General features: G+C 45.5%; 22 protein-coding genes and 1 other annotated feature. All 22 genes read right to left on the bottom strand.

Annotated features, from left to right (window positions below; translation table 11 throughout):
* Window positions 1-3 precede the first annotated feature (3 nt).
* Complete coding sequence (gene rplV, locus AXG56_RS00235) at window positions 4-345, bottom strand: 50S ribosomal protein L22 (protein ID WP_008636060.1); 342 nt, start codon at window positions 343-345, stop codon at window positions 4-6.
* Window positions 346-365: 20 nt separating this feature from the next.
* Window positions 366-644 carry a 30S ribosomal protein S19 gene (gene rpsS, locus AXG56_RS00230; protein WP_008636061.1) on the bottom strand — a complete coding sequence of 93 codons (279 nt, stop codon included), beginning with the start codon at window positions 642-644 and terminating at the stop codon, window positions 366-368.
* A gap of 57 nt (window positions 645-701) precedes the next feature.
* A complete protein-coding gene (rplB, locus tag AXG56_RS00225; protein WP_008636062.1) occupies window positions 702-1535 on the bottom strand; it encodes a 50S ribosomal protein L2 in 834 nt (277 codons plus the stop codon).
* Window positions 1536-1569: 34 nt separating this feature from the next.
* On the bottom strand, window positions 1570-1857 hold the full coding sequence (gene rplW, locus AXG56_RS00220) for a 50S ribosomal protein L23 (protein WP_008636063.1): 288 nt from the start codon (window positions 1855-1857) through the stop codon (window positions 1570-1572).
* Window positions 1857-2480, bottom strand: coding sequence for a 50S ribosomal protein L4 (gene rplD, locus AXG56_RS00215; protein WP_008636064.1), 624 nt, complete (start codon window positions 2478-2480; stop codon window positions 1857-1859). Before rplD ends, rplW begins: the two co-directional genes overlap by 1 nt.
* Window positions 2481-2501: 21 nt before the next feature.
* Window positions 2502-3137: a 50S ribosomal protein L3 gene (rplC, locus tag AXG56_RS00210; protein ID WP_008636065.1), complete on the bottom strand. Its 636-nt coding sequence runs from the start codon at window positions 3135-3137 to the stop codon at window positions 2502-2504.
* Window positions 3138-3169: 32 nt separating this feature from the next.
* On the bottom strand, window positions 3170-3478 hold the full coding sequence (gene rpsJ, locus AXG56_RS00205) for a 30S ribosomal protein S10 (protein ID WP_008636067.1): 309 nt from the start codon (window positions 3476-3478) through the stop codon (window positions 3170-3172).
* A gap of 309 nt (window positions 3479-3787) precedes the next feature.
* Window positions 3788-4978 (bottom strand): elongation factor Tu, encoded by a 1191-nt coding sequence (tuf, locus tag AXG56_RS00200; protein ID WP_008636068.1) that lies wholly within the window; start codon window positions 4976-4978, stop codon window positions 3788-3790.
* Window positions 4979-5096: 118 nt separating this feature from the next.
* Complete coding sequence (gene fusA / locus AXG56_RS00195) at window positions 5097-7175, bottom strand: elongation factor G (protein WP_008636069.1); 2079 nt, start codon at window positions 7173-7175, stop codon at window positions 5097-5099.
* A gap of 42 nt (window positions 7176-7217) precedes the next feature.
* Window positions 7218-7688 carry a 30S ribosomal protein S7 gene (gene rpsG, locus AXG56_RS00190; protein WP_008636070.1) on the bottom strand — a complete coding sequence of 157 codons (471 nt, stop codon included), beginning with the start codon at window positions 7686-7688 and terminating at the stop codon, window positions 7218-7220.
* A gap of 52 nt (window positions 7689-7740) precedes the next feature.
* Complete coding sequence (rpsL, locus tag AXG56_RS00185; RefSeq protein ID WP_008636071.1) at window positions 7741-8160, bottom strand: 30S ribosomal protein S12; 420 nt, start codon at window positions 8158-8160, stop codon at window positions 7741-7743.
* 91 nt (window positions 8161-8251) lie between these two features.
* The gene (locus AXG56_RS00180; protein WP_008636072.1) at window positions 8252-8503 is read right to left on the bottom strand and encodes a 50S ribosomal protein L7ae-like protein; all 252 of its coding nucleotides are present in this window, start codon (window positions 8501-8503) and stop codon (window positions 8252-8254) included.
* Between the two features lie 139 nt (window positions 8504-8642).
* On the bottom strand, window positions 8643-12254 hold the full coding sequence (gene rpoC / locus AXG56_RS00175; protein ID WP_008636073.1) for a DNA-directed RNA polymerase subunit beta': 3612 nt from the start codon (window positions 12252-12254) through the stop codon (window positions 8643-8645).
* A 71-nt stretch (window positions 12255-12325) separates the two neighbouring features.
* Entirely contained in the window at window positions 12326-15853 is a 3528-nt protein-coding gene (gene rpoB / locus AXG56_RS00170) for a DNA-directed RNA polymerase subunit beta (protein ID WP_026577046.1), read from the bottom strand.
* Between the two features lie 312 nt (window positions 15854-16165).
* Complete coding sequence (locus tag AXG56_RS00165; RefSeq protein ID WP_062512757.1) at window positions 16166-16771, bottom strand: class I SAM-dependent methyltransferase; 606 nt, start codon at window positions 16769-16771, stop codon at window positions 16166-16168.
* Between the two features lie 81 nt (window positions 16772-16852).
* On the bottom strand, window positions 16853-17218 hold the full coding sequence (gene rplL, locus AXG56_RS00160; RefSeq protein ID WP_008635891.1) for a 50S ribosomal protein L7/L12: 366 nt from the start codon (window positions 17216-17218) through the stop codon (window positions 16853-16855).
* 51 nt (window positions 17219-17269) lie between these two features.
* Window positions 17270-17770, bottom strand: a complete 501-nt coding sequence (rplJ, locus tag AXG56_RS00155) for a 50S ribosomal protein L10 (RefSeq protein ID WP_008635890.1) — start codon at window positions 17768-17770, stop codon at window positions 17270-17272.
* Window positions 17771-17814: 44 nt separating this feature from the next.
* Window positions 17815-17964: a sequence feature (ribosomal protein L10 leader region), on the bottom strand.
* 53 nt (window positions 17965-18017) lie between these two features.
* Window positions 18018-18713 (bottom strand): 50S ribosomal protein L1, encoded by a 696-nt coding sequence (gene rplA, locus AXG56_RS00150; RefSeq protein WP_008635887.1) that lies wholly within the window; start codon window positions 18711-18713, stop codon window positions 18018-18020.
* Window positions 18714-18831: 118 nt separating this feature from the next.
* The gene (gene rplK / locus AXG56_RS00145; RefSeq protein WP_008635884.1) at window positions 18832-19257 is read right to left on the bottom strand and encodes a 50S ribosomal protein L11; all 426 of its coding nucleotides are present in this window, start codon (window positions 19255-19257) and stop codon (window positions 18832-18834) included.
* A 153-nt stretch (window positions 19258-19410) separates the two neighbouring features.
* Entirely contained in the window at window positions 19411-19947 is a 537-nt protein-coding gene (gene nusG / locus AXG56_RS00140; protein ID WP_008635882.1) for a transcription termination/antitermination protein NusG, read from the bottom strand.
* A 129-nt stretch (window positions 19948-20076) separates the two neighbouring features.
* Entirely contained in the window at window positions 20077-20253 is a 177-nt protein-coding gene (gene secE, locus AXG56_RS00135) for a preprotein translocase subunit SecE (protein WP_008635880.1), read from the bottom strand.
* A 41-nt stretch (window positions 20254-20294) separates the two neighbouring features.
* The gene (gene rpmG / locus AXG56_RS19040) at window positions 20295-20444 is read right to left on the bottom strand and encodes a 50S ribosomal protein L33 (RefSeq protein ID WP_008635878.1); all 150 of its coding nucleotides are present in this window, start codon (window positions 20442-20444) and stop codon (window positions 20295-20297) included.
* Between the last annotated feature and the right edge of the window lie 44 nt (window positions 20445-20488).

The raw sequence follows: 20488 nt of genomic DNA, 5'->3' as shown, positions 1-20488 counted from the left end.
TGATTATCCCTCCTTTTTTTCTGATACGACCACTGTGATGTGGCTTGTGCGTTTGTTGATTTGGCTTGCGCGGCCCATTGCGCGAGGGCGGAAACGTTTAAGAGTTACGCCTTCGTTTACAAACGCTTCGGAAACGTACAAGTTTTCCGTGTCCATTTCATAGTTGTGTTCTGCGTTGGCGATCGCGGAGTTAAGAAGTTTCTCAACTACCGGAGAAGCGCCGCGGTTGTTCAAACGAAGTGTAGCCAGAGCTTCACCTACATTTTTTCCTCGAATTAAATCAATTACCAAACGAGCTTTACGAGGAGCGATTCGAACGGTTTTAGCAACTGCTTTAGCTTGCATTAGAGTGCCTCCTCTCTATATTAACGTTTTGTTTTCTTATCGTCGCCAGAGTGTCCTTTGAACGTACGGGTTGGCGCGAATTCACCAAGTTTATGACCTACCATGTCTTCAGTCACATAAACTGGCACGTGTTTACGACCGTCATAAACGGCAATTGTGTGTCCCACAAAGTTAGGGAAGATAGTAGAACGGCGAGACCATGTCTTCACGACCTGTGTTTTGCTATCTTCGTTCAACTTTTCGACTTTCTTCATCAAGTGATCATCTACAAAAGGTCCTTTTTTCAAGCTGCGGCCCATGAAATAACCTCCCTTCGCGATTGGAAGACGGGTTTTATTGCCCGCCCGACAATCCCGTTATTTTTTACCGCGTCTACGTACGATATATTTATCAGACGGCTTGTTGCGTTTTCTCGTTTTGTATCCAAGAGTTGGTTTACCCCATGGAGATACAGGAGATGGACGACCGATTGGCGCACGTCCTTCACCACCACCGTGTGGGTGATCGTTAGGGTTCATTACAGAACCACGAACTGTAGGGCGTTTACCTTTCCAACGAGAACGTCCTGCTTTACCTACGCTGATAAGTTCGTGCTCAAGGTTACCAACTTGACCGATTGTTGCACGGCAAGTGCTTAGTACCAAGCGAACTTCACCGGAAGTAAGACGTACTAGTGTGTACTTCTCTTCACGACCAAGGATTTGTGCTGAAGCGCCTGCAGAACGTACAAGCTGTCCTCCGCGTCCTGGCTTCAATTCTACGTTGTGTACGACAGTACCAACTGGAATGTCTTTCAGTTGAAGTGCGTTACCTGGTTTGATATCCGCGCCTTCACCAGAAATGATTTCCGTTCCTACCTTGATTCCTTTTGGAGCAAGGATGTAACGTTTTTCACCATCAACATAGTTGATTAGTGCAATGTTAGCGGAGCGGTTTGGATCGTACTCGATTGTAGCAACGCGTCCAGGTATTCCATCTTTATCACGTTTGAAGTCGATGATACGATATTGACGCTTGTGGCCACCGCCCTGATGACGAACTGTCAGCTTACCTTGGTTGTTACGTCCACCTTTTTTGTGAAGTGGAGCGACAAGGGAGCGTTCAGGTTTATCAGTTGTAATTTCAGCGAAATCAGATACTGACATGTGTCGACGACCGTTTGTAATTGGTCGGAACTTTTTAATCGCCATCTTTTTTCCCTCCTTCTTTAGTCAAATGTTTTATTTAAACTTCGAAGAATTCTAGTTCTTCGCTGTCCTGAGTCAAAGTAATGATTGCTTTCTTACGGTCAGAACGATAGCCGCCGTAACGACCCATACGCTTGAATTTACCTTTAAGGTTCATTGTGTTGACAGAAGCAACACTTACACCAAAGATTTCTTCGACTGCATCTTTGATCTCAGTCTTGTTAGCTTTTGTGCTAACTTCAAACGTATATTTCTTTTCTCCCATAAGATCAGCAGAATGTTCAGTAATGACAGGGCGCTTAATAATATCGCGTGGTTCTTTCATTATGAGAGCACCTCCCCTGCTTTTTCAGCTGCTTCCTTCGTTAGGATCAGCTTGTCATGCGTTAGCAAGTCTAACACACTTACTTCTTCTACAGGAAGACTTTTCACTGTAGGGATGTTGTTAGCTGATAGAGTAACATTTTCATCTTTGCCAGCCGTTACGATCAATGCTTTTTCATTGACGTCCAACGCTTTAAGCATGTTTACTACCTCTTTAGTCTTCGGAGCTTCTAGAGAAAGGCTTTCAAGAACGATGATGTTCTCTTCCTTCACTTTAGAAGAGTAAGCAGACTGAAGAGCTAGACGACGTACTTTTCTAGGCATTGTGTAGCTGTAGCTGCGTGGTGTAGGACCGAATACAGTTCCACCGCCAACCCATTGTGGTGAACGGATAGACCCTTGACGTGCACGGCCTGTACCTTTTTGACGCCATGGTTTACGGCCACCGCCGGATACCTCAGAACGTCCTTTTACTTTGTGTGTGCCTTGGCGAAGGTTCGCGCGCTGCATCAACACAGTTTCGTGTAATACGTGAGTATTAGGTTCAATACCAAAAACGGCATCGTTCAGTTCGATTTCTCCAACGTTGGATCCGCCTTGGTTTAATAGTGCTACTTTAGGCATGACATATCCTCCCTTCGTTTATTATTTGCTAGCCTTAATTGCACTTGTAATCTTAACGTAAGATTTTCTTGCGCCTGGAACATTACCTTTGATAAGTAGTAGATTACGCTCAGCGTCCACTTTTACTACTTCAAGGTTTTGTAGAGTTACTTGTTCGCCACCCATTTGTCCAGCAAGGTTTTTACCTTTGAATACTTTAGATGGGTCTGCACCTTGTCCCATAGAACCGGAACGACGGTGGTAGCGGGAACCGTGACTCATTGGTCCGCGGGATTGGTTGTGGCGCTTGATTGCACCTTGGAAACCTTTACCCTTGGAAGTTCCTGTAACGTCAATTACGTCACCAGCTTCAAAAATATCTACTTTAACCTCTTGACCTAGTTCGAAGTCGTCAAGGTTAGAATTACGGAATTCACGAATGTAGCGCTTAGGTGTTGTGCTTGCTTTATCAGCGTGCCCTTGAGCAGCTTTCTTCAAGCGGTTAGACTTTTCGTCAGCAAAACCTAGTTGAATCGCTTCGTAACCGTCGTTTTCAGTTGTTTTCTTTTGAAGAACAACGTTCGGCTCAGCCTGAACAACTGTTACTGGGATCAATTCGCCATCTTCGGAGAAGATTTGAGTCATACCGACTTTACGTCCTAAGATTCCTTTCGTCATCCGTTACACCTCCTATTATTTATCAGATTAATTTATAGTTTGATTTCGATATCCACACCAGATGGTAGATCCAAACGCATCAATGAATCAACTGTCTGTGGTGTCGGATTAACAATGTCGATAAGACGTTTGTGTGTGCGCATTTCGAACTGCTCACGAGAGTCTTTATACTTGTGCGTCGCACGAAGTACTGTGTAGATAGAACGCTCTGTAGGAAGCGGAATCGGACCTGATACGTTAGCACCGGAACGCTTCGCTGTGTCTACGATCTTTTCTGCGGACTGATCCAACACTCTGTGATCATACGCTTTTAAACGAATACGAATTTTCTCTTTTGCCATTATGTTCCCTCCTTCTTCGCCCATTTTTAAAATAGACATTCTCCGCGAAAAAAACTTGACTACCCGCCATGGCAAAGGGGCCGGGTGTGTCAACAACCTTTCGCTTCATCGCCTTTTATGACCAACATTATTCATTATATAGAAGAAATGCGGTCATTGCAAGGATAAATCAACATTTAATTTATCCGCAAGCACTTTTCACATTATACTAGCGAACCGCGTCAAATTCAACCCCGACAGCACATGCGCACAAATAGAAAAAGCGAGCAAAGGCCAAGGCCTATGCTCGCTTGTATTCATAGCTTCTAATTACTTAGTAATTGTAGAAACTACGCCTGAACCTACTGTACGTCCACCTTCACGGATAGAGAAACGAGTACCGTCTTCGATCGCGATTGGGGAGATAAGTTCAACTGTCATTTCAACGTTGTCCCCAGGCATAACCATTTCTACGCCTTCAGGAAGTTGAATAACACCAGTTACGTCCGTAGTACGGAAGTAGAACTGTGGGCGGTAGTTAGAGAAGAATGGAGTGTGACGTCCACCTTCGTCTTTAGCTAGTACATAAACTTCAGCTTTGAAGTTTGTGTGTGGAGTGATAGAACCAGGCTTAGCTAGTACTTGTCCACGGTTGATATCTTCACGGCTTACACCACGAAGAAGTGCACCGATGTTGTCTCCAGCTTCTGCATAGTCAAGAAGCTTACGGAACATTTCAACACCAGTTACAGTAGTTTTGCTGGACTCTTCAGCCATACCGATGATTTCGATTTCGTCACCGACTTTAACTTGTCCACGCTCAACACGACCTGTAGCAACTGTACCACGACCAGTGATAGAGAATACGTCCTCAACTGGCATCATGAATGGCTTGTCAGTGTCACGGTCTGGAGTTGGGATGTTTTCGTCAACAGCATCCATTAGATCGAAGATCGCTTGCTCATACTTCTCATCGCCTTCTAGGGCTTTAAGAGCAGAACCGCTGATTACTGGTACGTCATCGCCAGGGAAGTCGTACTCAGAAAGAAGATCACGAACTTCCATTTCAACTAGTTCAAGAAGCTCTTCGTCGTCTACCATGTCAACTTTGTTCAAGAATACAACGATAGCTGGAACACCTACGTTTTTAGAAAGTAGGATGTGCTCACGAGTTTGTGGCATTGGACCGTCAGCTGCAGATACAACTAGGATCGCGCCGTCCATTTGAGCAGCACCAGTGATCATGTTCTTAACGTAGTCAGCGTGACCTGGGCAGTCAACGTGTGCGTAGTGACGAGTTTCTGTTTCGTACTCAACGTGTGCAGTGGAGATTGTGATTCCACGCTCGCGCTCTTCTGGAGCACCGTCGATCATGTCGTATGCCATAGCTTCACCAGAACCAGATTTCTTGTGAAGTACAGTAGTGATCGCTGCCGTTAGAGTAGTTTTACCGTGGTCAACGTGTCCGATAGTACCAATGTTAACGTGGGACTTGGACCGGTCGAATTTTTCTTTAGCCATTGTATATTTCCTCCTTTAAAATAAGTGAAAGTTCATTTGATTTATGATGAAGCAAAGGAGTGAAAGCCACTCCTGTGCTTACAATACAAGTTATACTTTAACTCGTTTAAAAAATCAATTATTGACCAGCATTTTTCTTGATGATTTCCTCAGAGATGCTCTTAGGAACTTCTTCGTAGTGGTCGAAGTGCATAGTGTACGTACCGCGACCTTGAGTGTTGGAACGCAATGCTGTAGCGTAACCGAACATTTCAGATAGTGGAACATACGCTTTAACCACTTGTGCATTACCACGAGTTTCCATACCATCAACACGTCCACGACGGGATGTTACGTCACCCATGATATCGCCCATGTATTCCTCAGGAATAACAACTTCTACTTTCATCATCGGTTCAAGTAGAACAGGCTTACACTTGTTTTTAGCTTCTTTAAGTGCCATGGAAGCGGCAACTTTAAAGGCCATTTCGTTGGAGTCGACATCGTGATAAGAACCATCATAAAGAGTCGCTTTGATGTCTACCATAGGGTAACCAGCCAATACACCATTTTCCATAGACTCTTTAATACCTTGTTCTACAGATGGAATGTATTCACGTGGTACAACACCACCAACGATCTTGTTGACGAATTCAAATCCAGCGCCTTCTTCGTTAGGCTCGAATTCAACCCATACGTGACCGAATTGTCCACGACCACCGGATTGACGTACGAACTTACCTTCAACTTGCGCACTTCCGCGGAATGTTTCGCGGTAAGCAACTTGTGGAGCACCAATGTTCGCTTCAACTTTGAACTCACGCTTCAGACGGTCAACGATGATATCAAGGTGAAGCTCACCCATACCAGCGATGATTGTTTGTCCTGTTTCCACGTTAGTCTCTGTTTGGAACGTTGGATCTTCTTCAGCAAGTTTACCAAGGGCAATGGACATTTTATCTTGGTCTGCTTTGGATTTAGGTTCGATAGCTACAGAGATTACAGGCTCAGGGAATTCCATTGATTCAAGAATAACTAGGTTCTTCTCGTCACAAAGAGTGTCACCTGTACCAGTATCTTTAAGTCCTACCGCACCAGCGATATCTCCTGCATATACAGTAGAGATCTCTTCACGAGAGTTGGCGTGCATCTGTAGGATACGACCTACACGCTCACGCTTACCTTTCGTAGAGTTCTGAACGTATGATCCAGAGTTAAGTGTACCAGAGTACACGCGGAAGAATGTAAGTTTACCAACGTAAGGGTCTGTTGCGACTTTGAAAGCCAATGCAGAGAATGGCTCTTTGTCGTCAGCCTTACGGACAACTTCTTCTTCTGTTTGTGGAACGTGTCCTTCGATTGGAGGAACATCCAGTGGAGATGGAAGGTAGTCGATGACACCGTCGATCAACAGCTGAACACCTTTGTTCTTGAAGGCAGAACCACAGAACACAGGGTAGAATTCAACACTTAGAGTCGCTTTACGAATTGCTTCTTTCAGCTGATCGTTCGTGATTTCTTCTCCCTCAAGGTATTGCATCATCAAGTCTTCATCAAGTTCTGCAACAGCTTCTACAAGCTTGCCGCGGTACTCTTCGGCTTGATCTTTGTACTCATCAGGAATTTCACGCGCTTCTGCACGAGTTCCCAAATCGTCCATGTAGAAATATGCTTCCATGGTTGTAAGGTCAATGATTCCTTCGAAGTCATCTTCCGCACCAATAGGAAGTTGAACAGCAGCTGCATTAGCTCCCAGACGGTCTTTCAACGTGCCAAGGGAGTAGATGAAGTCAGCGCCGATTTTATCCATCTTGTTGATGAATACGATACGTGGAACACCGTAAGTTGTAGCCTGACGCCAAACAGTTTCTGTTTGAGGCTCAACACCAGACTGTGCATCAAGAACGGCTACGGAGCCATCTAGTACACGAAGAGAACGTTCAACTTCAACAGTGAAGTCTACGTGTCCAGGAGTGTCAATGATGTTGATACGGTGGCCTTTCCACTGAGCAGTTGTCGCAGCGGAAGTAATTGTAATTCCGCGCTCCTGTTCCTGCTCCATCCAGTCCATTTGGGAAGCTCCTTCGTGAGTTTCACCAATTTTGTGGATACGTCCTGTGTAGAAAAGAATACGCTCTGTCGCCGTTGTTTTACCAGCGTCGATGTGAGCCATGATCCCGATATTACGAGTCTTTTCCAAGGAGAACTCTCTAGCCATGCATCTTTCTCCTTCCTGTTTGAACAGTTATTTTTGTGGTTATTACCAACGGTAGTGAGCGAAAGCTTTGTTCGCTTCTGCCATTTTGTGCATCTCTTCACGACGCTTCACAGAAGCACCAGTGTTGTTTGCTGCATCTAGAATTTCGTTAGCTAGACGCTCTTCCATTGTTTTCTCTCCGCGAAGACGCGCATAGTTAACAATGAAGCGCAAACCTAGAGCCTGACGACGTTCTGGACGAACTTCAACAGGAACCTGATAGTTGGATCCACCTACACGACGAGCGCGTACCTCCAATACAGGCATGACGTTCTTCATAGCTTGATCAAATGTTTCCATAGCATCGTTACCGCTACGTTCTTGAACAAGTTCGAACGCTTTATAAAGGATTTTTTGAGCTTTTCCGCGCTGCCCATCGACCATGATTTGGTTGATCAAGCGAGTTACAAGCTTAGAGTTGTACATCGGATCAGGCAACACATCACGCTTAGCTACAGGACCTTTACGTGGCATACGTTCCCCTCCCTTCCTCAAATGGTTTATTTAAGCGATATTTACATATCGATTATTTTTTAGCTTTAGGTTTCTTCGTACCGTATTTAGAACGGCCTTGCATACGTCCATCAACGCTTGCAGTGTCAAGAGCACCACGTACGATGTGATAACGCACACCTGGTAAGTCTTTAACTTTACCGCCACGGATAAGAACAACACTGTGCTCTTGAAGGTTGTGGCCGATACCAGGGATGTACGCGTTAACCTCTAGTTGGTTAGTTAGACGAACACGCGCATACTTACGTAGGGCGGAGTTCGGCTTCTTAGGTGTCATAGTACCAACACGTGTACAAACACCACGTTTTTGTGGAGAAGAAAGATCTGTCATACGCTTTTTATAGCTGTTGTAGCCTTTGTTCAAAGCAGGTGAACCAGACTTCTTCGTTTTGCTCACGCGTCCTTTACGCACCAATTGGTTAATTGTTGGCATGATTGTATCCTCCCTTCATTCTTAATACCACACATCCAGGTGGTTCATAAAAAGGCAAAAAACAAAGTTTTCGCGCCAAAACGCCAAAACTTTATTGCTTTATCGCCACTGTAGCCGCGCCAACATCAATACCGCACGCATCCCCTAGCTCCTTCATAGACGGAACCGTCGTATGGGGAATGTTCAGTTGGTTGGCCAGTTTAGCTACTTTTAAGGTCATCGACTGATCTGCATCTTCAGCCGTTATGACTTCATCCACTTCACCATTTTTCATGGCTTTCAGTGTCTGTTTGGTTCCAATGATTATATCGGATTTAGCCTGTGCTACTTTATCATAAGACATCTGCATATCCTCCAAAGTAACAAGGATAAATGGAAGCACCTTGATTATATTATCACTCACCCAAATGCATGTCAACTGCATCTGGGTGAGTTTTTGGTGCTTCTTTAAAATTTACCCTTTGTTAACCTGTATATCTCTATTAAGAGTGTGTTACTTCTTCTGTTGGTTCGGAAGCACCCTGCTTCTGAGCCTCGGATTGAGCTTGAATCTTACGGTATCTTGTCATACCCGTACCTGCCGGGACAAGTTTACCGATGATTACGTTCTCCTTCAGTCCAAGAAGCTCATCACGCTTACCTTTGATTGCAGCATCAGTCAAGACACGAGTTGTCTCCTGGAAGGATGCGGCAGACAAGAAGCTGTCTGTTTCAAGGGATGCTTTTGTAATACCAAGGATGACCGGACGACCAACAGCCGGCTGTCCGCCTTCGAGAAGCACTTTTTGGTTGGCTTCTTTGAACTGGTGTATCTCAAGAAGGGATCCTGGCAATACATCTGTATCTCCAGAATCAAGAACACGCACTTTACGAAGCATCTGGCGTACCATTACTTCCACGTGCTTATCAGAAATTTCTACCCCTTGCATACGGTAAACTTTCTGTACTTCCTTAAGAAGGTATTCCTGTACACCGTCAAGCCCTTTGACTGTAAGAAGCTCTTTCGGATCGATGGAACCTTCTGTAAGTGCCTCCCCGGACTTCACTTCATCACCGACAGCAACTCTCATACGAGCGCCGTATGGTGCTGTGTAAGACCGTGATTCAACAGAACCTTGGATGACGATTTCCTGCTTCTCTTTCACTTCATTCACTTCGTGGACGGTTCCGTCGATTTCCGTGATGACAGCTTGACCTTTAGGGTTACGCGCTTCAACGATCTCCTGGATACGTGGAAGACCCTGTGTAATATCATCTCCGGCTACCCCACCTGTGTGGAAGGTACGCATTGTAAGCTGAGTACCTGGTTCACCAATGGACTGCGCTGCGATGATTCCAACTGCTTCACCCACTTCGACTTCATCCCCTGTTGCCAGGTTACGTCCGTAACACTTCTTACACACTCCGTGTTTCGTGTTACACGTGAACGCTGTACGGATAACCACTCTTTCAACGCCTGCTTCGACAATTTGACGAGCAGCATCTTCAGAGATTACTTCATTACGACCCACAAGGACAGCGCCTGTTTCCGGGTGCTTCACTTTCTGGAAGGAAGTACGTCCGATCAAACGGTCGATGAGGGGTTCAATAATTTCTGTACCCTCTTTAAGAGCTGTAACAGGAAGACCTCTGTCTGTACCACAGTCATCTTCACGAACGATGACGTCCTGCGCTACATCAACAAGACGACGAGTCAGGTAACCTGAATCGGCAGTCTTAAGGGCTGTATCGGCAAGACCTTTACGTGCACCGTGAGTAGAGATGAAGTATTCAAGTACAGTCAGACCTTCACGGAAGCTGGACTTGATTGGAAGTTCAATGATACGACCAGCCGGGTTGGCCATAAGACCACGCATACCCGCAAGCTGCGTAAAGTTAGATGCGTTACCACGTGCTCCGGAATCACTCATCATGAAGATCGGGTTACGCGGATCCAGTGACTGCATCAAGCGGCCCTGAATATCATCTTTCGCTGCTGACCATATGTCGATGACACGATCATAGCGTTCCTCTTCCGTAATTAGACCACGACGGAACTGTTTCAAGACTTTGTCGACTTTCTCCTGAGCTTCATCAAGAATTTCTTGTTTCTCAGGAAGTACGACGACGTCGGATACACCGACAGTGATTCCGGCTTTCGTAGAATAAGCGAAACCGAGATCCTTCATTCTATCAAGCATCTTGGACGTTTCACTGATGGAGAAGCGTTTGAATACTTCTGCGATGATATCTCCAAGGATGCCTTTCTTGAACGGCGCTACTTCTTCACGCTTAGCAATCTCTTCACGGATATTCGTTCCTTTATCCACGAAGTAGTGATCTGGTGTCTTGATTTCCAAGTTCTCTTTCGTAGGCTCGTTCATGTATGGGAACGAAGCCGGAAGCATTTCGTTGAAAATCAATTTACCAACGGAAGTAAGAAGAAGCTGACCGTTTTGTTTTTCTGTAAATGTTTCATTGTTCAAGGAGCTCGCTTGAACGGCTACACGTGTGTGCAGATGAGCATATCCATTCTGGTAAGCCATCAACGCTTCGTTCAAGTCTTTCACTACCATACCTTCTCCAATTGCGCCTTCACGCTCAAGAGATAGATAGTAGTTACCAAGTACCATATCCTGTGAAGGAGTTACAACCGGTTTTCCATCCTTAGGGTTAAGGATGTTCTGTGCAGCAAGCATCAAGATACGTGCTTCCGCCTGTGCTTCAGAAGACAATGGTACGTGAACCGCCATTTGGTCACCATCGAAGTCGGCATTATATGCTGTACATACGAGCGGGTGAAGACGGATTGCGCGTCCTTCTACAAGCGTTGGTTCAAAGGCCTGGATTCCGAGGCGGTGCAACGTTGGTGCACGGTTAAGCAGAACCGGGTGCTCTTTGATGACGTCTTCGAGGACGTCCCATACTTCATGGTGAACGCGTTCGATCTTACGTTTCGCAGATTTGATGTTATGTGCTAATCCGCGGGACACCAATTCTTTCATTACGAATGGCTTGAACAGCTCAAGCGCCATTTCTTTCGGAAGTCCACATTGATACATTTTCAAAGATGGACCTACGACGATTACAGAACGACCAGAGTAGTCAACACGTTTACCAAGAAGGTTTTGACGGAAACGACCCTGCTTACCTTTCAGCATGTGAGAAAGGGATTTAAGCGGACGGTTACCCGGTCCTGTTACCGGACGGCCGCGACGGCCGTTATCAATCAAAGCATCGACAGCTTCTTGAAGCATACGTTTCTCGTTTTGAACGATAATCGTAGGTGCTCCAAGGTCAAGCAGACGTTTCAAACGGTTGTTACGGTTGATAACACGACGATAAAGGTCGTTCAAATCAGATGTCGCGAAACGACCACCATCCAGTTGAACCATCGGACGAAGTTCCGGTGGAATGACCGGAAGCACGTCAAGGATCATCCAAGATGGATCGTTTCCTGAGTGACGGAAAGACTCAAGCACTTCAAGGCGCTTGATCGCACGTGTGCGGCGTTGTCCCTGAGCTGTTTTGAGCTCTTCTTTCAACACTTCAACCTCACCGTCAAGATCTATATCATAAAGTAATTTACGGATGGCTTCTGCACCCATAGCGGCCTGGAAACCTTGACCGAACTTCTCACGGTACGTACGATACTCTTTCTCAGAAAGCAGCTGCTTTCTCTCAAGAGATGTTTCGCCCGGTTCTGTAACGATATAGGCTGCGAAGTAAATAACTTCTTCCAGCGCTCTTGGGGACATGTCCAGGACAAGACCCATCCGGCTAGGGATTCCTTTGAAGTACCAGATGTGAGAGACAGGGGCAGCTAATTCCAAGTGCCCCATACGCTCACGACGTACTTTTGCTTTCGTTACTTCTACTCCACAGCGGTCACAAACGACGCCCTTATAGCGGACGCGCTTGTATTTCCCACAGTGACATTCCCAGTCTTTTTGTGGGCCGAAGATACGCTCACAGAAAAGACCGTCTTTCTCGGGTTTCAACGTACGATAGTTGATGGTTTCCGGCTTCTTCACTTCTCCATAAGACCAAGAACGAATCTTATCCGGTGAAGCGAGGCCGATTTTCATATACTCAAAGTTGTTTACATCTAGCAAGGGGCCTACCTCCCTTTTAGTATCCAGGTTTTCCCTAAGCTTAGAACACGAGCTACAGCAGTGTTTCTATCTTAATCGTCTAAGTTCAAATTCTCGGATTGTTTGGTTTCTTCTTCTTCAATATCGCGCATTTCGATTTCCTGCTCATCACCATTTAGAATCTTCACGTCCATACCGAGACTTTGAAGCTCTTTAATAAGAACTTTGAAGGACTCAGGTACGCCTGGTTCTGGAACATTGTCACCTTTGACGATAGCTTCGTATGTTTTCACACGTCCAACGACGTCATCGGATTTGACCGTCAAGATTTCTTGAAGTGTATATGCGGCACCGTATGCTTCCAGTGCCCAAACCTCCATCTCACCGAAACGCTGTCCACCGAATTGTGCTTTACCACCAAGCGGCTGCTGCGTAACAAGTGAATAAGGTCCGGTAGAACGAGCGTGAAGCTTGTCGTCGACCATGTGCGCCAGTTTGATCATGTACATGACACCGACAGAAACACGGTTATCGAAAGGCTCACCTGTACGGCCGTCGTAAAGGATCGTTTTCGCATCACGTGCCATGCCAGCTTCCTGCAATGTTTCCCAAACGTCTTCCTCACGAGCACCATCGAATACTGGAGTTGCCACTCTCTGACCCATCAAACGGGCCGCCATACCTAAGTGAAGTTCCAACACTTGTCCGATGTTCATACGTGACGGTACACCAAGCGGGTTCAACATGATGTCTACAGGAGTACCATCCGGTAGGAAAGGCATGTCTTCTTCTGGAAGAATCTTGGAAATAACACCTTTGTTACCGTGACGGCCGGCCATTTTATCCCCTTCAGAAATCTTACGTTTCTGAACGATATAAACACGAATCAACTGGTTGACCCCTGGTGGCAGCTCGTCTCCATCTTCGCGATTGAAGATCTTAACATCAAGAACGATTCCGCCGGCTCCGTGCGGTACACGCAAGGATGTATCGCGGACTTCACGGGCTTTCTCTCCGAAGATTGCGTGAAGCAAACGTTCTTCTGCCGACAATTCCGTTACACCTTTAGGCGTAACTTTACCAACAAGAAGATCTCCGTCACTTACTTCTGCTCCGACACGAATGATGCCGCGATCATCAAGATCTTTAAGTGCATCTTCCCCGACGTTCGGAATATCACGAGTGATTTCTTCCGGTCCAAGTTTCGTGTCACGAGCTTCCGATTCATATTCTTCAATATGGATCGACGTATAGACGTCATCTTTAACAAGTCGCTCACTCATGATGATGGCATCCTCATAGTTGTAACCATCCCATGTCATGAATGCAACCAGCGGGTTCTGTCCAAGCGCCAGCTCACCCATATCCATGGAAGGACCATCAGCAAGGATTTCTCCTTTTGTAACACGGTCACCTTTAGCGACAATCGGACGCTGGTTGTAACAGCTTCCTTGGTTGGAACGGATGAACTTCTGCAGACGGTAACGATCCACGTCGCCTTCTACTTCTTTGCCGTCCACTTCAGAAATGCGGCGTACGCGAACTTCTTTCGCTTCGACACGCTCAACAATTCCTTCGTGTCTACAGATGACAGCGGCACCGGAGTCTTTACCGGATACATATTCCATACCTGTTCCGACTAAAGGTGCATCCGGTTTAAGCAATGGCACTGCTTGACGTTGCATGTTCGCACCCATCAAGGAACGGTTGGAGTCATCGTTTTCCAAGAAAGGAATACAAGCCGTCGCTGCAGATACAACCTGCTTAGGTGATACATCCATGTAATCAATACGATCACGGCTTACGACCGTGTTCTCCCCACGGAAACGGGAAATAACTTCTTCGTCCATGAAACTTCCGTCATCACCAAGCTTCGCGTTAGCTTGTGCTACGACGTAGTTATCTTCTTCATCAGCAGTAAGGTAATCAATTTGGTCGGTTACTTTGTTCGTATCCGGATCCACACGGCGATATGGTGTTTCAATAAAGCCGAATTCGTTTACCTTCGCATAGGAAGACAAGGAGTTGATCAAGCCGATGTTCGGTCCCTCGGGAGTTTCGATCGGACACATACGGCCATAGTGGGAGTAGTGTACGTCACGAACTTCGAATCCTGCACGTTCACGCGTTAAACCACCCGGTCCAAGCGCAGATAGACGACGTTTGTGAGTCAATTCTGCTAACGGGTTGGTTTGGTCCATAAACTGGGATAGTTGGGAGCTTCCGAAGAACTCTTTAATGGATGCAATAACCGGACGGATATTGATCAGCTGTTGTGGTGTGATGGATGATGTATCCTGAATGGACATACGCTCACGTACCACACGCTCCATACGGGAAAGCCCGATTCGGAACTGGTTCTGAAGAAGTTCTCCTACAGAACGCAGACGACGGTTACCAAGGTGGTCAATATCGTCCGTGCCACCAACATCATGAAGCAGGTTAAAGAAATAACTGATAGAAGACAAGATGTCAGCCGGAGTGATGTTCTTAACGTCGCGGTCGATGTTCGCATTACCGATAACGTTGATAGAACGTTCCCCTTCCGGATCCGTCGGGTCTACAATTTTTACAGATTGGACTTGAATCGGGTCCTCAAGAACGCCGTCTACAGGCTCAAGAGTTTCCTCGCTCAATGTACCTTCTGCATCATCAAACAATGGAATCAGTTTGTTAAGAAGACGGCGGTCAATCTTGTCACCCTTCTCCGCAATAACTTCCCCTGTTTCCTCATCCACTAATGTTTCAGCTAGGGTTTGGTTAAACAAACGATCCTTAATATGAAGCTTCTTGTTCATTTTATATCTTCCGACTCTAGCTAGATCATAGCGTTTCGGATCAAAGAAACGAGAGACAAGGAGACTTTTAGCATTTTCTACGGTCGGCGGCTCGCCGGGACGCAGACGCTCGTATATCTCAAGCAAAGCTTTCTCTGTCGTTTCCGTATTGTCTTTTTCAAGCGTGTTCTTCAGGTACTCATTATCTCCGATCAAATCGATGATCTCTTGATCGGTACCGAATCCTAGAGCACGAAGGAGCACTGTGATAGGAAGCTTACGCGTACGGTCGATGCGGACGTGTACGACGTCTTTGGCATCTGTTTCAAACTCTAACCATGCTCCACGGTTAGGAATGACCGTAGCGGTATAACCACGCTTACCGTTCTTATCAATCTTCTTATTGAAATATACACTCGGAGAACGAACAAGCTGGGATACGATGACACGTTCCGCACCGTTGATTACAAAGGTACCTGTGTCTGTCATCAATGGGAAATCACCCATGAATACTTCCTGCTCTTTCACTTCACCCGTCTCATTATTTAGAAGACGTACTTTCACACGAAGCGGTGCGTTATATGTTACGTCGCGATCCTTTGACTCATCGACTGGATACTTTGGTTCGCCAAGGCTGTAGTCTACGAATTCAAGTGAAAGATTACCGGTGAAATCTTCAATTGGCGAAATGTCCTGGAACATCTCTTTCAAACCTTCTTCCATGAACCACTCATAGGAAGCCGTTTGAATCTCAATCAAGTTAGGCAATTCCAATACTTCACTAATACGTGCATAACTTCTGCGCTGGCGGTGTCGTCCATACTGAACTAGTTGACCTGTCAACTGATTCACCCCTCAAATCAAGCATTTTAATAACGAAAAAAGGGTCCGGCAAGACATGCCGAACAGGCTTGCGGTTGATCTTGCCACAAGCGCTATTTAAACATTCGCCTTATAGCAAATGGTGATTCTTCATTTCTCTCTAACGTTAGACAAAAAAGAAAAAGGCTTTTCATACATAAAAACCTCATTTACTTTCAGTGTTCGATTTTACCATTCTGACCAACTATCATCTTTTTATACAAGAAAATGCAAAAAAGACTTGACAGCGTTCAGATATATTGGCATTTTTCAATACTAGCACAACCGGACAAGCTAGTCAATCTTTTTAGACTTAAGGATAAAGTATCCTTTCTGTTTCTCTACTATTTCCACGTTACCGAACAGTTCCTCCATCTTGGCTTTCGCTGATGGGGCTCCTTGTTTCTTTTGTATGACGACCCAGAGTTCTCCTTGGTCTACCAAGGATTGTCCAGCTTCCTCAAACATAGAGTGAACGACTTCCTTCCCGGCACGAATGGGAGGATTAGTAAGAACAGCCGCAAAACGATGGTCTTTCACCGCCTGCATCCGATCACTTTCTTTTACAGTTACATTCGTGATGCCGTTTGCCGCCGCGTTTCTTTCCGCCAGATTCAAAGCCCGTTCGTTCACATCCACCATCCATACGTGACGATCCGGATAGTGTTTAGCCAAGGACATACCAATCGGCCCATATCCACAGCCTAAGTCAAGAAAATCTCCTTCTGCTTCCGGCGCACGAAAGGAATCAATCAATACGCGCGAACCGAAATCCACCTCGCCTTTAGAGAAAACGGCGCGGTCTGTTGTGAACGTAAATGTATGGCCCTTCAATTGAAAAGTCCACGATCTTTCTTCACTTGCAGCAGATGTCTTCTTGGAATAGTAATGTTCCGACATAATCCGAACACCTTCTTTTTTGATCTATTAAGAAAAAGAAAGCCCGCCGATAGTCAGCGAGCTTTACTTTAAAAAGATATCTTACTTAAGTTCTACAGTAGCGCCTGCTTCTTCAAGCTGAGATTTCATTTCTTCAGCTTCTTCTTTAGAAACGCCTTCTTTGATTGGGTTTGGAGCACCGTCAACTAGTTCTTTAGCGTCTTTAAGACCAAGACCAGTGATTTCGCGTACTGCTTTAACCACTTTGATTTTAGAGCTTCCTGCAGATTCAAGCACTACGCTGAATTCTGTTTGCTCTTCAGCAGCTTCGCCACCTGCAGCTGGTCCACCAACAGCAACTGGAGCTGCAGCAGATACACCAAATTCTTCTTCAATCGCTTTAACTAGGTCGTTAAGCTCAAGAACAGACATTTCTTTAATCGCTTCGATAATTTGTTCGTTAGACATGAGAAATTTCCTCCTTAGTTTTTATGGTTATAGTTTTAAACGAACGCGAACTTACGCGCTTTCTTCCTCTTTTTGCTCCGCCACTGCTTTTGTAGCATAAGCGAAGTTGCGGATAGGTGCTTGTAGTACGCTTAGGAACATAGATACAAGACCTTCGTAGTTTGGAAGGTTTGCAAGTTCTTGGATTTGCTCAAGAGTTGCAACTTGTCCTTCAACTACGCCACCTTTAATTTCAAGGTTTTCGTGATCTTTAGCGAAGTTGTTAAGAATTTTAGCCGGAGCTACTGCATCTTCTTCATGGAAGGCCAAGGCTGTAGGTCCTTGAAGCACTTCGTCAAGACCAGAAAGCTCTACTTCTGCCGCAGCACGGCGAGTCATTGTGTTTTTGTACACTTTGAACTCTACGCCTGCTTCACGAAGCTGTTTACGAAGTTCTGTAACTTCCGCTACGTCAAGACCGCGGTAATCTACCATTACAGCAGACTTACTGCTACGGAACTTGTCAGCTAAGTCAGATACAATTTGCTGCTTTTGCTCGATAACACTGCTCATCGGTTCCACCTCCTATTGACTTATCATCATACCGTCCAAAGGTTTTGTTCATAAAAAAGTACCCCCATGTAGACATGGAGGTACGAATCATAGAGCAGGGCAGTCTGCGCTGCTCTATTTATATTCACACACACCTCGGCAGGAAATTAAGCGGAAGCCGCACCTGCTGTCTACGGTATAACGTATTCATTTATACAACGTCACTAATTGTAACCAATCAGAAACGGAAAGTCAACACTAAATTATATTACTTAGAGAACCCAGTAACATCAACTTTGATCCCAGGACCCATTGTTGATGAAACAGCTGCGTTACGCATGTAAGTTCCTTTAGATGCTTGTGGTTTAGCTTTCACAAGAGTTTCTGTAATCGCTGTGAAGTTCTCAGCCAGTTTCTCTTGATCGAAAGAAGCTTTTCCGATCGGAACATGGATGTTAGCAGCTTTATCAACGCGGTATTCTACTTTACCAGCTTTGATTTCGTTTACTGCTTTCTCAACTTCAAACGTTACTGTACCTGTTTTAGGGTTCGGCATAAGACCTTTTGGTCCTAGTACACGACCAAGCTTACCAACTTCAGCCATCATGTCAGGAGTTGCAACAACAACATCAAAATCGAACCAGCCTTGGTTGATTTTGTTGATGAGGTCCTGCTCACCTACGTAGTCTGCACCTGCAGCTTCTGCTTCTTTCGCTTTATCACCTTTAGCGAAAACAAGCACACGCTGAGATTTACCAGTACCATGTGGAAGTACCATTGCTCCACGGATCTGCTGGTCTGCTTTCTTAGGGTCAACCCCAAGACGGAAAGCTGCTTCGATTGTTTCATCAAAGTTAGCTTTTGCTGTTTCTTTTACTAGCTTGATGGCTTCCTGCACATCATAAGCTTTTGTACGATCAACAAGCTTTAGAAGCTCTTGTTGCTTTTTCGTTTTCTTAGCCATTTTAAAATTTCCTCCTCGTTGTGGTTTTAACGGATTTTCCTCCCACGAATAAAGGTTGCGAAAGAGACACTAGCTCCATTTCCGCAACCTTTTCCTATCTCCAAATGACGCTGTGGGATTAATCTTCGATTGTGATTCCCATGCTGCGCGCAGTACCTTCGACCATACGCATTGCAGCTTCCACGTCAGCAGCGTTCAAATCAGGCATTTTCGTTTCTGCGATTTCGCGAACTTGATCGCGTTTGACAGAAGCTACTTTGTTACGGTTTGGTTCACCGGAACCTGACTCAATTCCAGCCGCTTTCTTAAGAAGAACAGCAGCAGGTGGAGTTTTAGTAACGAATGTAAAGGAACGGTCCTCATAAACCGAGATTTCTACTGGAATGATCATACCAGCTTGGTCCTGCGTACGAGCGTTGAACTCTTTACAGAAGCCCATGATATTAATACCTGCTTGACCTAGTGCCGGTCCTACTGGTGGCGCTGGGTTAGCTTTTCCTGCAGGGATCTGAAGCTTTACAACATTAATAACTTTTTTAGCCACGAGACACACCTCCTTAAAGTCCGTGATGTGGTAATAGGGTTCTACCCCTCCCACTCCATTGCGTTAAGCAATAGCCCCTCATCTATGGGGCGCATATAGAACATAAAAATTCTAGCATCTTTGTGCCGGATATGCAAGGGGAGGATTGTTTTTTTATAATTTTTCGATCTGAGTGAAGTCCAATTCGACCGGAGTTTCGCGGCCGAACATGTTGACATGGACTTTGACTTTCTGTTTGTCCAAGTCAATATTCTCAATGGTACCAGTGAAGTTTGCGAACGGTCCGTCGGTAACAGTAACACTTTCTTTCACTTCGAAATCAATGTCTGCCTTCGGCTGTTCCTTCATGCCCATACGCTTAAGCACCGTATCCACTTCTTCCGGTAAGAGAGGGGTCGGTTTAGAACCAGAGCCGGTAGATCCGACAAACCCCGTCACGCCGGGAGTGTTACGGACAACGTACCAGGAATCATCCGTCATTACCATCTCTGCTAAAACGTATCCTGGGAAAACTTTCTTTTTGGCAATCTTCTTCTTGCCGTTTTTAATTTCCGCCTCTTCGTCCTCCGGGACAAGAACACGAAAAATCTTATCTTCCATCCCCATAGACTCTACGCGCTTCTCGAGGTTGGTCTTTACTTTGTTCTCATAACCTGAATAGGTGTGAACAACATACCATCTTTTTTCCATTATCGCAGGACAAGTGCTTGCCCTTCCCTCCCTTATGCTTTAGTTAATCGAAATTCTTTCCAACATGAAAAAACCCGCGGAACGGGTTTTTTGTAAGTCTATCTCTATTATAGCATAAAATTAACTCTACTATTCCTTAGCGATGAGTTCAAGCACTTGGGAGATCCCAAGATCTACAATAGCAAAGAACAAAGCTACGAAGACGACGGTGAATAGTACGGTAATCGTGTACCTGGTCAGTTCCTGCCCCTTCGGCCAGCTGACCTTTTTCATCTCACGCGCTACGTTCTTGAAGAACTTAAACATGCTGTAATACCCCCCAAACTTGTGCCGACTGGCTTCCTGATCTACTTCGTCTCCCGGTGCAGGGTGTGGGATCCGCAGTTCTTGCAGAACTTGCGGACCTCCAGACGTTCGGATTGGTTGGAACGATTTGTATATGAACTGTAATTTCGACTTAAACATTGTGTACAGGCTAATATTACTTTCTTACGCACTTCTCTGTCACCTCAAATCATCGAGGTATAATACTAAATTAATG

Origin of the sequence: Halobacillus sp. KGW1 (genome assembly GCF_001592845.1) — a bacterium.
GTDB lineage: Bacteria > Bacillota > Bacilli > Bacillales > Halobacillaceae > Halobacillus.
The sequence above is the reverse complement of the archived record's forward strand: the minus strand, read 5'-3'. Positions and strand labels throughout refer to the sequence as shown.